Annotated in this window: 14 protein-coding genes; 9 read left to right on the top strand and 5 right to left on the bottom strand. The window is 29.0% G+C overall.

The genetic code is table 11. The features are described from left to right. Positions 1-23 precede the first annotated feature (23 nt). The 8 genes from ACH5BF_RS03265 to ACH5BF_RS03230 all read left to right on the top strand — a co-directional run bounded on the left by ACH5BF_RS03265 (position 24) and on the right by ACH5BF_RS03230 (position 8,344). A complete protein-coding gene (locus ACH5BF_RS03265; protein ID WP_423272672.1) occupies positions 24-407 on the top strand; it encodes a FixH family protein in 384 nt (127 codons plus the stop codon). Continuing rightward, on the top strand, positions 407-1,603 hold the full coding sequence (locus tag ACH5BF_RS03260; protein ID WP_423272670.1) for a TolC family protein: 1,197 nt from the start codon (positions 407-409) through the stop codon (positions 1,601-1,603). Before ACH5BF_RS03265 ends, ACH5BF_RS03260 begins: the two co-directional genes overlap by 1 nt. 3 nt (positions 1,604-1,606) lie before the next feature. Then, complete coding sequence (locus ACH5BF_RS03255; RefSeq protein ID WP_423272668.1) at positions 1,607-2,626, top strand: efflux RND transporter periplasmic adaptor subunit; 1,020 nt, start codon at positions 1,607-1,609, stop codon at positions 2,624-2,626. 9 nt (positions 2,627-2,635) lie between these two features. After that, the gene (locus tag ACH5BF_RS03250) at positions 2,636-5,752 is read left to right on the top strand and encodes an efflux RND transporter permease subunit (RefSeq protein ID WP_423272665.1); all 3,117 of its coding nucleotides are present in this window, start codon (positions 2,636-2,638) and stop codon (positions 5,750-5,752) included. A gap of 101 nt (positions 5,753-5,853) precedes the next feature. After that, a complete protein-coding gene (locus ACH5BF_RS03245) occupies positions 5,854-6,432 on the top strand; it encodes a YceI family protein (RefSeq protein WP_423272662.1) in 579 nt (192 codons plus the stop codon). Between the two features lie 33 nt (positions 6,433-6,465). Then, the gene (locus tag ACH5BF_RS03240; RefSeq protein WP_423272659.1) at positions 6,466-6,825 is read left to right on the top strand and encodes an HvfA family oxazolone/thioamide-modified RiPP metallophore; all 360 of its coding nucleotides are present in this window, start codon (positions 6,466-6,468) and stop codon (positions 6,823-6,825) included. 18 nt (positions 6,826-6,843) lie between these two features. Further along, positions 6,844-7,665, top strand: a complete 822-nt coding sequence (locus ACH5BF_RS03235) for an MbnB/TglH/ChrH family RiPP precursor modification enzyme (protein ID WP_423272657.1) — start codon at positions 6,844-6,846, stop codon at positions 7,663-7,665. Next, positions 7,658-8,344, top strand: coding sequence for an HvfC family peptide modification chaperone (locus tag ACH5BF_RS03230; RefSeq protein WP_423272655.1), 687 nt, complete (start codon positions 7,658-7,660; stop codon positions 8,342-8,344). Before ACH5BF_RS03235 ends, ACH5BF_RS03230 begins: the two co-directional genes overlap by 8 nt. 8 nt (positions 8,345-8,352) lie before the next feature. Here the strand turns inward: ACH5BF_RS03230 and ACH5BF_RS03225 are convergent, their stop codons facing one another. From ACH5BF_RS03225 to rlmB, 5 genes are all read right to left on the bottom strand, one after another. After that, on the bottom strand, positions 8,353-9,708 hold the full coding sequence (locus ACH5BF_RS03225) for an MATE family efflux transporter (RefSeq protein ID WP_423272654.1): 1,356 nt from the start codon (positions 9,706-9,708) through the stop codon (positions 8,353-8,355). Between the two features lie 100 nt (positions 9,709-9,808). Continuing rightward, a complete protein-coding gene (locus ACH5BF_RS03220) occupies positions 9,809-11,071 on the bottom strand; it encodes a homoserine dehydrogenase (protein WP_423272651.1) in 1,263 nt (420 codons plus the stop codon). A gap of 8 nt (positions 11,072-11,079) precedes the next feature. After that, a complete protein-coding gene (locus ACH5BF_RS03215) occupies positions 11,080-12,294 on the bottom strand; it encodes an LL-diaminopimelate aminotransferase (RefSeq protein ID WP_423272648.1) in 1,215 nt (404 codons plus the stop codon). Between the two features lie 4 nt (positions 12,295-12,298). Continuing rightward, entirely contained in the window at positions 12,299-13,108 is an 810-nt protein-coding gene (locus ACH5BF_RS03210; protein ID WP_423272646.1) for a hypothetical protein, read from the bottom strand. 10 nt (positions 13,109-13,118) lie between these two features. After that, on the bottom strand, positions 13,119-13,808 hold the full coding sequence (gene rlmB / locus ACH5BF_RS03205) for a 23S rRNA (guanosine(2251)-2'-O)-methyltransferase RlmB (protein ID WP_423272643.1): 690 nt from the start codon (positions 13,806-13,808) through the stop codon (positions 13,119-13,121). A 130-nt stretch (positions 13,809-13,938) separates the two neighbouring features. Between rlmB and ACH5BF_RS03200 the strand changes: the two genes are divergently transcribed. Next, entirely contained in the window at positions 13,939-15,906 is a 1,968-nt protein-coding gene (locus tag ACH5BF_RS03200) for a methyl-accepting chemotaxis protein (RefSeq protein ID WP_423272641.1), read from the top strand. Positions 15,907-15,916: the final 10 nt, after the last annotated feature.

The following is a 15,916-nucleotide window of genomic DNA, read 5'->3' as shown; positions in this document are numbered from 1 at the left end:
AAATAAAAATTTAGGAGTCTTAAATGAAGTCAATTTTCAAAGTTTTAGTAGCAATGTTATTTGCAGTTGGTATTTTAAGTGCAGAACCAGTTTCTCAAACAGGAGAAAAGGATGGTTATACTATTAAATTAACTTCTGAAAAATCTTTAGTTGTTGGTGATAATGATATTTTTGTAGAATTATCTAAAGATGGACAAGCAATAACAAACGCAAAAGTTAAATCAAAGTTTTTTATGCCAGAAATGCCAGGTATGCCATATATGGAATACACAGATAAAGCAAAACTAGTAAATGACAAATATAAAATGATGATTAACTTCTCTATGGGCGGAACTTGGCAGTATCAACTAAAGTTTAAAACTAAAGAAGGAAAAGTTCATACTGTAAGAGGAAGCGTGAACTTATAATGAAAAAGCTAGCTTTAACATTAACTTTATGTACATCTTTTAGTTTTGCTGTATCAATAGATGAAATCGTTTCAAATAGTTTACAAAATAGTAGTGATTTAAGAAGTTTAAATCACTCTATTAAAGTGGCAAATGAGAATATAAAACTAGCTTCAAAATGGAGTGATCCAGTTTTAAGTTTAGGTTTTAATGATATTCATTTTACTAAGCCTTTTAAAAGAGATAAAGAAGCAATGCAGGCTTCTTTTATCGGACTTTCTCAAGTTATACCTACAAATGATAAGTTAGAAATAAAAGAGAAAATCGCTTTAAAAGACATGCAAATAAAGTCTTTAGTATTAGAAGATAAAAAGTTAAAGTTAAAAGCAAAAATTTATGAATTAGCATACTCAATAGTAGTTTTAGAAAAGAAGCTAAAACTACTAAATGAGTATGAAAAAAATATCAAAACATTAGAGTCTTTATCAAAATCTCTTTATGAGTTTGGGAAAGCTACACAAAATGAAATACTTGATACAAAAGTTTTGTTTTTAAATGTGCAGATACAAAAACAAAAATTAAAGAATCTAATTGATAATTTATATTTAAAGTTAGAACAGATTTCTTATATGAAAATAGATGAGATTACTCAAACAAAAATAGAAAATCTTTCTAAACTAGCTTTAAATATGAATAGTGATGAACATCCAATTATAAAGCAAGAGTATGTAAAGTCAAAAAGATATATGTATCTTTCAAAGCTTGAAAAAGCAAATGAAATCCCAGATATTAAGTTAAATGTGACTTATTTTAATAGAGATAGCAAGTTTGAAGATTATGCAAATATTTCTGTGAATATTCCTTTGGCTATAAACAATACTCAAAGTGTGAAATCTTTAAAAGCAAAGTTTGAATCAAGTAAAGTCTCTTCAAAACTTGATGATTCAAAAAGAGTTTTACAAACTGAACTTAAAACTTATATAAACAATGCAAATAGTGCTTATGTAAACTATGAGCTAATTAAAAAACAGGTTTTACCACTGAAAAATAAAATCCAGAAAAACCTTGAAAACTACAATAGTTTTTCAAGTGTAAAGCCACAAGCTTTAATCAAAAATCTAAATGAGTTAATCTCATTTGAGATAAAAGCCCTTGATGAAAAGTTTGAGTACTTTTCAAACTATTCAAAAACAAAATATTATACTTTAGAGGATTAATAAATGCAGAAGTTTTATTTAAAAAGTGCAATTTTTTTATCAATATTTATTTTTACAAATTTAAATGCAAAAATTATAGAAGTTGAACAGTTATTTAATAGAAAAACAGTAAAAGTTAAACAAGAAGAGGTTTCAATAACAAAAAGCTTTTATGGAAAGATGGCAATTGATGAGTCAAAAGTAGTTGATGTGGTTACTAGATTTGATGGGTTTATTACAAATTTAAATGCAAATAAAACTTTTATGAAAGTGAAGAAAAATGAAGAGCTTTTTCAAGTTTATTCAGATGAGATTTACTCAATTCAAAAAGAGTTACAAATCGCAAAAAAAGTTAATAAAGCCCTTTATTTAAGTACTTTAGAGAGATTGAAAGCTTTAGATATAAATAAAAAAGAGCTACAAAAAATAAAAAATGCAAAGCTTTCTTATGAAGGAATAAAAGTATACTCGCCTATAAATTCAATAGTTTTACAAAAAAATATAAATGACAAAGGTGCCATAAAAAAAGGTAACCTTTTATTACAGCTTGCAAATATAGAAAAACTTTGGTTTATTGCAAATATTTACCAAAAAGATTTGAACTTTTTAAAAGATGAAATGGAAGCTTTAGTTTATGTGGATGGAATAGCTACTCCTATTAAAACAAAACTTGATTATATTTATCCAAATGTAGATGAAAAAGATAAAAGTGTTGATGTAAGATTTGTAGTTGATAACAAAGATTTAAAACTTTATCCAAATATGTTTGGAAATGTTAAACTAAAATCTACTCAAAAAACTATGCTTACACTTCCTAAAACAGCAGTTTTATCAAAAGGAAGTGAACACTATGTATTTAAGCCTATTTCTAAAAAAGAGTTTGAACCTGTAAAGGTTGAAGCAAAAAGGTTATCTTCTTACAAATACGAAATACTTGATGGCTTAGAAGAGGGTGATGAAGTAATTAATAATGCTTTATTCTTATTAGATTCAGATGCAGTTACAAATGCACTTTATGACTCTGATACAGATGATGACTGGTAGGAATATATCATGGTTGAAAGTATAATCTCATATAGTATTAGAAATAAGTTCTTAATTCTATTTTCAGTAATAGTTCTAAGTTTTGCTTCGTTTTGGGCAGTTAAAAACACATCTCTTGATGCAATTCCTGATTTATCACCACCTCAGGTAATTGTACAAGTTAAATGGCCAGGACAAAGTCCTAAAACAATAGAAGAGCAAGTATCATATCCTTTGATTTCGAATCTGATGAGTTTACCTGATATTGAAACAGTAAGAGCCATGAGTTCTTTTCAAAATGCTTTGATTTATATCATTTTTAAAGATGGTACAGATTTATATGATTCAAGAAATAGAATTTTAGAGCAGTTATCACAGCTTCAAGGAACATTTCCAGATGGTGTAAATGTTGCTATTGGTCCAGATGCTACAGGTGTTGGTTGGGCATATGAGTATGCTTTAAAATCAGATACTAAATCCCTTGATGAGTTAAGAACTCTACAAGATTACTATTATAAATATGCACTTTTGGGTGTTGATGGTGTAAGTGAAGTAGCTTCAATTGGTGGTTTTATAAAAAACTATGAGATTACACTAAATCAAGATAAGTTAGTGCAGTATGATTTAAGTATTGATGAAATAAAAAAGGCTCTGACTTCAAACAATGATGAACAAGGAGGAAGAATTGTTTTAGAAAATGGTTTTGAGCATATGATTCAAGCCAAAGGCTATTTACAAAGTGTTGTAGATATTGAAAATATCACAATTAAAACGTTTAATGACACACCTTTAAAAATAAAAGATATAGCTGATGTAAATATAACTTCTACAAACAGAAGAGGTATGGCTGATTTAAATGGGCAGGGTGATACAGTAGGTGGAATAGTTGTTGTAAGATATGGCGAAAACCCTTATGCTGTAATCAAAGCTGTAAAGAAAAAGCTAGAGACTTTAAAAGTAGAGGGTGTTGAAGTAGTTGAGACTTACGATAGAACATCACTTATTGATAAGGCTATTGATACTTTAAAAAATACTCTTATTGAAGAGTCTATTATAGTTATTATTGTTAGTGCCTTGTTTTTATTCCACTTTAGAAGTGCATTGATTATTATCATTACTTTACCTATTACTGTTTTAATTACTTTTTTACTAATGAAACTATTTGGAATGGGTTCAAATATTATGAGTTTAGGTGGTATTGCTATTGCAATTGGAGCAATGGTAGATGCAACAATAGTTATGGTGGAAAATGCTCACAAGTATCTTCAAGGAAAAGAGAATATCTCTAACAAAGAGCGAGTAGAGATTATAATAAAATCAGCAAAACAAGTAGGACGTCCAATCTTTTTTGCACTTATTTTAGTAGTGGTATCTTTCTTACCTATATTTGCTTTAACCGGACAAGAAGGAAGATTGTTTACTCCACTTGCATTTACTAAAACTTTTGCCATGATAGCAGGAGCTATTTTATCTATTACTTTAGTGCCTATTTTAATGGTATTTTTAATAAAAGGAAAGATACTAAGTGAGAATAAAAATATCTTAAATAGATTCTTTACACTTTTATATTCGCCACTATTAAAAGCCTCACTAAAACTAAGATATTTAATAGTGTTAGGATTTATAGGAACTATCATAGCTGCTTATCCAGTTTACAAAAAACAAAACTGGGAGTTTATGCCCATGATGAATGAGCAAACTTTTATGTATATGCCTGTAACTCCTTATGGTATAGGTGTTGATTTAGCAAGGGAACTTACAAACAAAACAGATAAGATTATCAAGTCTTTCCCTGAGGTTGATACAGTATTTGGTAAAGCAGGGCGAGCAGATACCGCAACAGACCCAGCACCACTTGCAATGATTGAGACAATTATTACTTTTAAGCCAGAAGATCAATGGCGAGAGGGTATGACATATAAAAAGCTTATGCAAGAAATGGATGATAAGTTAAGAGTAGCAGGGCTTATAAACTCTTGGACATATCCTATTAGAGGAAGAATTGATATGCTTTTAACAGGTATTAGAACTCCTCTTGGTATTAAGCTTTATGGAAGCGGTCATGAGCAACTAGAAGAAACAGCAGGATTAATAGAGCAAAAATTAAAAGCTTTTGATAAAACATTATCTGTGTCAACTGATAAGATAAATTCTGGATACTATCTAAATATTGATGTAAAAGAAGAGCTTTTATCAAGATATGGTATTAATAAAAATGATATTTTATCAACTATTAGTTTAGGGGTTGCAGGAAGTAAAATCTCAACTTTTATTGATGGTTTAGAGCGATACCCAATAAGTCTAAGATATGAAACAGCGCAAAGAGAAGATATTACAGCATTAAAAAATCTTCAAGTAAAAACAAAACTAGGTTTTCAACCATTAGAAATGCTTGCAGAACTTTACTATGAAGAAGGACCCTCTGTTATTAAATCAGAGAAGGCTTTAAATGTAAACTTTATTTATATCACTCCTAAAAATAGTATTTCTTCAAAACAGTATAAAGATGAAGCTGTAAAACTTCTTGAAGAGATAAAACTTCCTGAGGGCTACTATTTTGAGTGGGCAGGACAGAGTGAATATCTTGAATCAGCAATGGAAAGGTTAGCTTATATTATTCCTTTAACTTTTGTGATTATATTTATTTTGATATATTTTGCACTAAGAAATATTACTTACACGGTAATAATTTTCTTTACATTGCCATTTGCTCTAACAGGTGGGATATTCTATTTAGATTATCTAAATTTTAATATCTCTATTGCTGTAATAGTTGGTTTCTTAGCTCTTTTAGGAGTTGCCGCTGAAACTTCTATTGTGATGCTTGTTTATTTACACGAAGCTATGAATGAGCTAGTTAAAAAGCAAGTGGAGTTTACAAAAGAGCATATATTCCATGGAATTTATAAAGGTGCTGTTTTAAGATTAAGACCAAAACTTATGACTCTGTTTGCTATTTTAGGTGGACTTATTCCTATTATGTATATAGATGGAGTAGGAAGTGAAGTTATGCAAAGAATAGCAGCACCAATGATTGGTGGGATGGTGAGTTCAGCTTTATTGACACTTATTATAATTCCTGCAATTTTTTATATATATGCAATATATAAAGGAGATAAGTTAAAAGATATTACTGTTAGTCATTAAAACTTATTTTTAAGTTTAATGACTGCTTAACATTGACTAAACAAAAAAAATATAAAATTCTCCTAACAATATTAAATAAGGGTTAATAAAAGGAGACAAATATGGGATTCTTTAGTAAGTTTTTAGCAACAGCAGTTTTATCAGCAGGTGTAGCATTTGCAACACCATATAACTTAGATGGTTCACATACAAATGTTGGTTTTTCTGTAAAACACCTAATGATTACAAATGTAAAGGGTGATTTTAAGAAATATGACGCAAAGATTGACTTTGATAATAAAACAAAAATTTTCAATGCTTTTGAAGCAACAGTACAAACAGCTTCAATTGATACAGGTATTGAAAAAAGAGACAATCACTTAAAAAGTGCAGACTTTTTCTTATCAGAAAAGTTTCCTAAAATGACTTTTGTAATGAAATCATATAAAGCAGATGGTGATGAAGGAAAAATGCAAGGTGATTTAACAATCAGAGGTATTACAAAACCAGTAACTTTAGAAGTTGAAGATTTAGCAACAGTTAAAGATTTTAAAGGTAATAACAGAGTTGGATTTACTTTAAAAGGTAAAATCAATAGAATGGATTATGATTTAAAATGGAATAAAGCTTTAGAGTTTGGTGGTGTTGCAGTTAGTGAAGATGTGAAAATCATCGTTGAAGTTCAAGCAATTGAAAAATAAATAAAAAATCAAATTTAATAAAAGGAAGAGAAAATGAGTAAAAAAATGAAATTAGCAGGAATTATGCTAGGAGCAGCATTATCAACAACAGCTGCATTTGCAGGAAATGGAGCTTGTGGAGCTGGAAAATGTGGTGGTGAAGCTAAGAAAAAAGTAGAAAAAACTGGTTGTGGCGCTGGTAAGTGTGGTGGAGAAAAAGCTAAACACATGAAAGGTGCTTGCGGAGCTGGAAAATGTGGTGGTGATATGAAAAGCGACATGAAAAAAGATATGAAAAAAGGTGCTTGTGGTGCTGGTAAGTGTGGCGGTGATATGAAAAATGAAATGAAAAGCGACATGAAAAAAACTGAGAAAAAAGCTACTGGTGCTTGTGGCGCTGGTAAGTGTGGGTGAAACGGAGAAGATGAATAGATGATAAACTTAAAAGGCTGTGGCTTAGGACTTAGAAGCGATTTTCTGCTTGATTTAAAAGATACAAAATTTAGACCTGATTTTTGGGAGGTTACTCCTGAAAACTGGATGCATATGCCAAAATTTTTTGAAAAAGCTTTTGAGCAAGCAGTTTTTGAAAGACCAACTATAGCCCATGGTTTATCTCTATCGATTGGGTCTGTTGACAAACTAAATAAAAAGTTTGTCAAACAGATCAAAACTTTTTTAGATAGATACAATATCGAATACTATTCTGAACATCTAAGTTTCTCATCATTAGATAACAAACAATCATATGAACTCTTACCGGTTCCCATGACTAAAAAAATGATTGAAGTTATTAGTGATAGAGTAAAAGAGGTTGAGGATATTATTCAAAGAAATTTGATACTTGAAAATGCTACTTATTATTTAGTACCTTATAGTGAAATGGCAGAAGTTGATTTTATAAATGAAGTTATGGAAAAATCAGGTGCTAAAATGCTTCTTGATGTAAACAATGTATTTGTAAACTCAGTAAATCATGGCTTTAAAGCAAGAAAATTTATAGACCAAATAGATAAAAGTAAAGTTGCTTACATGCATATGGCAGGCCACTATTTTGATGAAGAAGCAAATATGAAAATAGACTCCCATGGTATGCCAATAGACAAAGGTGTATGGAAACTTTTAGATTATACTTTAAAGCAAGTAGACGCTCCTGTTATGATAGAGAGGGACAATAATATTCCACCTTTAGAAGAGTTAATAAGTGAATATAAACAAATGAAAAAAATCTGTAAAGAAGTTAGAAATGGCTAAATTAGAAAGAGATGTTGAAGATAGATTTTTTGATATTATTACAAATCAAAAAGAAAATCCAAGCTCTAATGCTTTTGGTATTTATCAAAAACTTGTTTTTTATAGATATGAAGAGATTATAAATAATACCTTTCCACTTTTTTTAGAGCATATTTCACTAAAAGAGTTAGAAGAAACTATTTATACTTTTATGCAAAATCCTCCTTCAACTCCTTTTGTATGGCAAATAGCAGATGATTATAGAAAAATGGTAAAAAAGAAAAAGCTTTTTCATGATAGAAAATATTTATATGAACTTTTATATTTTGACTGGATAGAGTTAGAACTTCTAATGAAAGAGTATAAAACAAAAAAACAAAAAGCTTTTTCATGGGATAGTTCATACTCTTTAAGTAAAAGCTCTAGAATTAAAAAATTCAAATATGATGTGATAAATGCTAATTATGAAGAAAAAAGAGAAAATTTTACAGTAATCTACTACGACTTTTCAAGTGATGAGGTACTATTTAGAGAGGTAAATGAGTTTTTATACGCTCTTCTAAAAAATCTAAATAAAAAAGAATCAATTAAAAAAACACTAAAAAAACTTTGTAAGCAAAATGATATTGACTTAAATGAAGCTATGCAGGTTTTACAAGAGCCTTTGGACGAGCTTCATAATATGAAAGTTATAAATTAATCATAGAACTATAAAGTTCTATGACAATGTTTTTTAAGAAGGTTATTTGTATAAAAGTAGGCAAAAATTGCTGCAGAGTTTATAACTATAAAAATACCTATCCAAAGTGAGGCAAAACTCATTTCAAAGTATTTTACAATTAAAAAAGCAACTATTAATTTTGCAAAAATCTGTCTATATAAAGCTATATATAAAATCATTTTTGGTTTTTTTATACCTTGAAGTGTTGATACACAAATAAATAAAACTACATAAGCATAGAAAATCCAAACTTCAATAAGTAAGTAATCTAAACCATAGTTTACAACTATTTCGTTTGAGTCAAATTGTGAGATAATCAATCTTCCAAATATAGTTAGAAATATTATTCCAAAAGTAGAGATTATAAATCCATATTTTATTGCAACTTTTAAAGTCTCTATTACCCTATCATATTTTTTTGCACCATAGTTATTTGATACAAGTGTAAGTACTGCTGTATTAAGTCCAAGTGCAGGTAAAAGCATAAGCTGTTCAACTCTAAAACCAATACCATATCCTGCAACTGCTTGCATCCCATAGTGAGATACAAAATATGTAAGTATAAGCGAACCTATTGACATGATAAGCATATTTAAACTTGCTGGTAAGCCTTGATTTAGAAACTCTTTATATACTCTTAGATTTGGTAGAAAGTAATCAAATCTATCATATTTGATGATATTTGTTTGATTTACTTTATGAAGCATATAGAACATATTTATTATCTGTATTAAAACAGTTGCAATTGCTATACCTTGTAAGCCCATTGCAGGAACAAATAAAAATCCATATATAAATAAAGGGTTTAAAACTAAATTTGCGAAGAAGCCAAAAATTAAAGTATTTCTATATGTTTTAGTATCACCTTTGGCTACAAGTATTGCATTTAAAGCAAAGTTAATCATAAAGAAAATACTTCCATATAAAATAGGATTGATATATGTCATAGCATCTTGTAAGTATGCTTCTTTTGCTCCAAGAAGTACGAAAAGGCTAGGCGAGAATATAAAACCTAAAATAGTTAAAAACACACCTATTAAAGGGATAAATACTAAGCCTTTTTGTGCATATAAAGAAGCTAGTTTATATCTTTTTTTACCAAAGTTATTACCTATTAAAGCTGTTGTAGCAGATGAAAAACCATATCCAAATCCTATAATTGTAAAAAATATCATAAATGATAAAGATAAAGCAGCAACTGCTTGTGTTGAGATTAGTCCAGCATAAAATGTATCAACAACATTGTACATAGTATTAAAAAACATACCAGTACTAGCAGGAATAGCAAGTTGTTTTATAAGTGATGGAATCTCTTTTGTTGTAAGTTCATTTGTTTGTTTCAAAATATATATCCATTATTAAAATAAAAGTGGATTATAGTAAAAAAAGTTTTATTTGGAAAGAAAAAAGTAAGTAATAAATAAAAATTATAAAATAGAGGGGTTAGTCCTCTATTCTAATCATCATAGGTTTTCTAGTAACTACATTTGCATCTTCTACAGCTTTTAATGCATCGTTGATGTCTTTTTCAACAGAAGTATGAGTTGAAAGTAAGATATGTGCAGTTTTCTCATCTATTGGTTTTTGTATCATTTTTTCAATTGAAATATTTCTATCTCCTAAGATATTTGCAATTTTTGCTAAAACACCTGCTTTATCTTCAACTGTAAATCTTAAGTAATATTTTGTTTGAATTTTATCTTTTGGCATTAATGATAATTTCTCACTATTTGGCGTTTCAAATCCAAGCATAGGAGAACCTTTACCTCTTCTTGCCACATCAATAATATTTGCAATTACAGCAGAAGCAGTAGCATCACCACCTGCTCCTGGTCCATAATACATAGTTTCACCAACTTTATCTCCAATAACAGAAACTCCATTCATAACACCATCAACTTTTGCAATCATCTCTTTACTTGGAATAAATACAGGATGAACTCTAAGTTCAATCTCATTTCCTACTTTTTTAGCAATTGTTAAAAGTTTGATTGAGTAGTTAAACTCATTTGCAAAGTCAATATCTTCAGGTTCAATGTCTTGAATACCTTCAATTAAAATATCTTCAGGTTTAGCATCAATACCATATGCAATAGAACCAAGAATTAATAGTTTATGCGCCGCATCAAATCCTCCAACATCAAATGTTGGATCAGCTTCAGCATAACCTAAATCTTGAGACTCTTTTAATATAGTGTCGTAATCAACACCTTCATTAATCATTTTTGTAAGCATATAGTTACAAGTTCCATTCATGATACCTCTAATAGTATCAATATTATTAGCAGTTAATCCTTCTCTTAAAGCATTAATAATAGGAATACCACCAGCAACAGCTGCCTCATATTCAAATGCTGTATCCCCTGCAATTTCTTGTAATTCATATCTATGGTATGCTAATAATGCTTTATTTGCTGTCACAACTGCTTTACCTTTTTCTAAAGCTTTTTTAACAATCTCATAAGGTTTTTCAACTCCACCCATTAACTCAACTACAATGTCAATTGATTCATCATTTAACACTTCATCAACATTGTCAGTTAGTTTTATAGATACATCTCTTTGCTTATTTAAGTTTGAAACTACACCTAGTACAGGCTCTATTTCTACACCAGCTCTTGCAGTAATAATATCTTTATTATCTCTTAATATATTTGCAACACTAGCTCCAACAGTTCCTACACCGATAATTCCTACTTTTAACATCTCTTTTCCTATTTTTCTAAAGTTTTTAAATATTTTTTTATATTTTTTGCTGCTTGTCTAATTCTTTTTTCATTTTCAATTAAAGCAATTCTTACATATTGGTCACCATATTTACCAAAACCAATACCTGGACTTACAGCAACTTTTGCTTCAGTTAGAAGCTGTTTTGAGAACTCCATGCTTCCTAAGTGCTGTGCACATTCAGGAATTTTTGCCCAAATAAACATTGATGCATTTGGAGTATTCATTTCCCAACCTGCATCAGCAAAAGTTTCAAGCATAATATCTCTTCTTTTTCTATATTTTTCAATATGCTCTTCTACACACTCTTGTGGACCATCAAGTGCTACAGTAGCCGCAACTTGAATTGGTGTAAACATACCATAGTCAAGCCAAGATTTAATTCTTTTTAATGCTCCAACTAGTTTTTCATTTCCAGTGATGAAACCAACTCTCCATCCTGCCATATTGTATGATTTAGATAAAGTAAATGATTCAACAGCAACATCTAAAGCACCTTCTGCTTGGAAAATTGAAGGAGTTTTATATCCATCAAATGTAATATCAGCATAAGCAATATCAGAGATAATATAGAATCTCTCTTTTTTAGCCATATCTACAAGTCTTTGGTAGAATTCAGGAGTAACCGTCGCACATGATGGGTTATGTGGGAAGTTTACTACTACAAATTTTGCTTTTGGAATAGATTCATCTAAAGTTTTTTGTAATCTTTCAAAGAATAAATCTTCATCAACTTTATATTCATCATCAAAGCTTAATTCAAATTTGTGAATACCAGCACCAGCAAGCATAAATGCATATGAGTGAATAGGATAAGTTGGATCTGGAACAATTGCCGTATCTCCAACATTAACAATAGCTTGTACTAAGTGAACATAACCCTCTTTTGAACCCATAGTTGCACAAGCATGTTTATCTGGATCTAACCCTTCAACACCATATTTTCTTTTATACCAATTACAAATTGCAAGTCTTAATTTGTAAATACCAGCACTTGCAGAATAACCATGATTTTTTGGTTTTAATGCCGCTTCAGTTAACTTGTCAGTGATATGTTGTGGCGCTGGACCATCAGGATTTCCCATTGAGAAATCTATAATATCTTCACCTCTTCTTCTTGCTTCCATTTTTATGTTGTTTACTTCAGCAAACACATAATTAGGAAGTCTTTTCATTCTTTCAAACTCTATTTCAGGAAACACTTTTTTACTCCTTAGTTATACTAATCCCTCTTTTTAAATTGGAAAGGGAATATAAATCATCTATTTTGATATATGATGTATCAACAGGTACATCAACCTTAAAACTTTTTTTAAAACTATCCTCTTTAACAACCTCTAAAATATTCATACTATTGTCATAAAAAGTAATATTTGGATGCCATCTATTACCTATATGAGAATCTATATTTATTGAAGTAGCATTTGCTACATTTATCATATAAGGTCTAAATGGTTTTTTTAATGTTATTTGGCTGTTAAATTTTAAATCTTCAACTTTTGCTAATTCACTATTTGTAAAATCTATTACATAAGTATAATTAGAACTACCCTCTTTAATTATATTTAGTATCTTGCTGTTTGCTTTATCAAGAGACTGCGATAATCTAAGAGGGTTAATGGCGACATCAGTTTTTAGTTTAATACTCCAAAATAAGTCATTTTCATTATGGTTTGCTTCTTGAGTAAAGTAATAGTAGTGACCTAATGATTTTAAAATATCTTTTAAAATGAATAAAGCTTTTTTCTCTTCACCTTTTAAGATGAAGTTTACATTTATATAAGTAGTACTTGGAAAGTTTAGTTTTAAAAGATTATTATCTTGTAGTTTTTGTGTTACTAAAGTATAGTTTAATTGACCATTTGTATAGTATGCACTTTTTTGTGAAAATATAAAGTTAATAAGGTTTTGATGAGTATTATACGTTTCAACACCTAATAAATTTTGAACTTTAGTATTTATATTTGCACTTAATGTAATTCCTAATGCTACAATTAAAACTAACTTTTTAACCATGAGTAAATCTCTACTTTTTTAAATTATAAATTAATATTCCTGCTGCAACTGATACGTTTAAAGAATCAAAATCATGTTCCATTCCAATAGAAACTTTTAAGTCAAGTTTCTTTTGAACTTTAGGAGAGATACCTTCTCCTTCACTTCCTAAGAAAAGTGCAACTTTATCATCTTTTTCAATTTTTCCATATTTCTTTAAATCAGTTCCATCCATTGTTGCACCTATTAATGCAAAACCACACTGTTGTAGTTCATTTGCTAGGTCAACACTTTTTGGGTAAAGTGCAAATGGCACATCAATTAATGAACCAGCACTTGTTCTAAAAATTCCAGAGTTGTTTAGAGTTCTTACATTTGAAGCTACTATTCCTTCAACACCAAGTGAATAAGCAGTTCTAACAATTGCTCCAATATTTCCAACATCAGTTAATCCATCTAAAACAAGAATGAAGTTCATATTCTTAATGTCTTTAATGTCTGTATATTCAAACTCTTTTAGTTTTAAAAAGAATCCTTGGTGGTTTCCACCTTTAGAAAGACCTTGAGCTTTTTTATTATCAAGTTTAACAATTTTCTTACCAAGCTTTAAAAACTTTGAGAATAGCTTTTTGTCTATCTCTTTTGAGAACATAACTTCTTCAATTAAATGGGGATGTTTTTCTAGTACGTAAAGTACGATTTGTTTACCATATATTATCATGACATGATTTTATCTAAAAATTGTTGATAATCCTCTTTGACTAGTAAAAGTAATTAATCGCTATATTTAAGCTTTATTATTTTAATATAATTTATACAAATCTTATGTGAAGAAAAAAAGAGTACACCAAATGAATAATTTTATAAAAATAATTGATGTTAAAGAGTCAGGTTTAACTAAGCAAGAGGTTGAAACATTATATTTTGATAATCAAGAACCAAGCTTGGTAATGGGCTTTGTATCTCCTCATGTTAACTTTCATGAAGTATCAAGAAAAATCAAATCATTTTTCTCAAACAATGTAAAAGTAATTTTATCAACAACAGCTGGTGAATTGTGTACTTTTAATGCTAATAGTAAAAAAGAAAAGCTTTATAATGATGCAAGTAGTAGTTGGGATAATATAGTTTTACAAGCATATAGTAATGAGATAATTGATAGAGTTGAAATCTTAACAGTTCCTCTATTTAGTGAGAACTTAGATGCAAATGTTTTAACTCATGCCCAAAGGGTAAATAAAATTAGTGATACCCTAAAAAGAACTAATATTCCTTTTAAAATAAATTATGAAGATTGTTTTGCGTTAACTTTAGTAGATGGTTTATCAAATAGTGAAAGTTTTTTTACAGAAGCTGTATATAAAAGTGGGAAACTTCCATGTTTAATAATTGGTGGTTCAGCAGGAGGAAAACTTGATTTTCAAGAAACATTTATTTTTAATGGAACTGAAGTATTAAGACATAATGCAGTTGTTGTTCTAGTTAAATTAAATGAAAATATAAAATATGGTGTATTTAAATCACAAAGTTGTGAAGAAACAAACTTATCTTATTTAGTAGCACAAGCTGATGTATTAAAAAGAACAGTTAAAAGTGTATTAAATAAATCAACAAATCAAATAGTTAGTTTTGTAGATGTTTTATGTTCTCATTTAAATTGTAGTTTATCTTCTTTACCAGAAGTATTAAAAGAGTATAGTTTTGCAATTAAGCTTGAAGATGAAATCTATATAAGATCAGTTGCTAATGTAGATATAGAAAATAAAGAGATTGCTTTCTTCTGTGATATCTCATTTGGTGATATTTTACATTTAGTAAAAAATAAAGATTTTGTTTCTCAAACAGAACAAGATTATAGAAGATATTGTTCAAATAAAAGAGTTGAACCAGTAGGGGCTTTATTTAATGATTGTATTTTAAGAAGATTGTTAAATCAAGATAGATTAAACTCTTTAAACACTTTTAATAATATTCCTGTAGCAGGTTTTTCTACTTTTGGAGAGCTTTTAGGTTTAAATATCAATCAAACACTTACAGCTTTATTTTTCTATAAAGTTGAAAACGAAAATGATTTTGCTGATGAATATGTAGATAATTTTGTTCAAAAATATGCACAATTCTCTTCTTATTATGAGAAAAAAGAGTTATACCAGTATAAACTTTTAGCAAGAGTTAGAACATCTATTTTAGATACTCTAAAAGCTGCTTTCCCTTTAATTCAAGATATGGTAAATATTATCAATTCTGTTTATGGAAATACAAAAGAGGGCAATCAGATTATTGATAAAGTAAATAGTAGATTTGAATCATTTAGTAATGATATTATGAAAAATGTTGATACAAATAATAGTTTAGTTTCAAGTATGCAAACTTTAACTAAAAATGCTGATGAAATTAAAAAAGTTTTATCTTCTATTTCAGATATTGCAATACAGACAAATTTACTTGCCTTAAATGCAGCAATTGAGGCATCAAGAGCAGGTGAGTATGGTAAAGGGTTTAAGGTTGTTGCTGATGAGGTAAAGAAACTTGCTAAAAGAACACAAGATAGTTTAAAACTAAGTAACAATTCTGTTGATATTACTGTATCAGGTGTAACAGAGATATCAAAAATGATTGATGTGGCAAGTACAAGTTTACAGTCAGTTACAAGTGATGTTTCAGAAATTAGTGATTCATTTGTAGAGATAAAACAAAGTAGTTCTCAAACAAATAGAATAATAGAAGATAAACAAGATAGATTTGAGGCTTTAATAAATAGTATTGAAAGAATCGAGCAAATTCAAAGAAGTTTAGAAAAACTTGAAAACAATATGTAAAAAGTATATA

The organism is Arcobacter pernae (genome assembly GCF_049472135.1).
Classification (GTDB): Bacteria; Campylobacterota; Campylobacteria; order Campylobacterales; family Arcobacteraceae; genus Arcobacter_B.
Note: the sequence above shows the minus strand (reverse complement) of the source record. Positions and strands in the feature narration are given on the sequence as shown.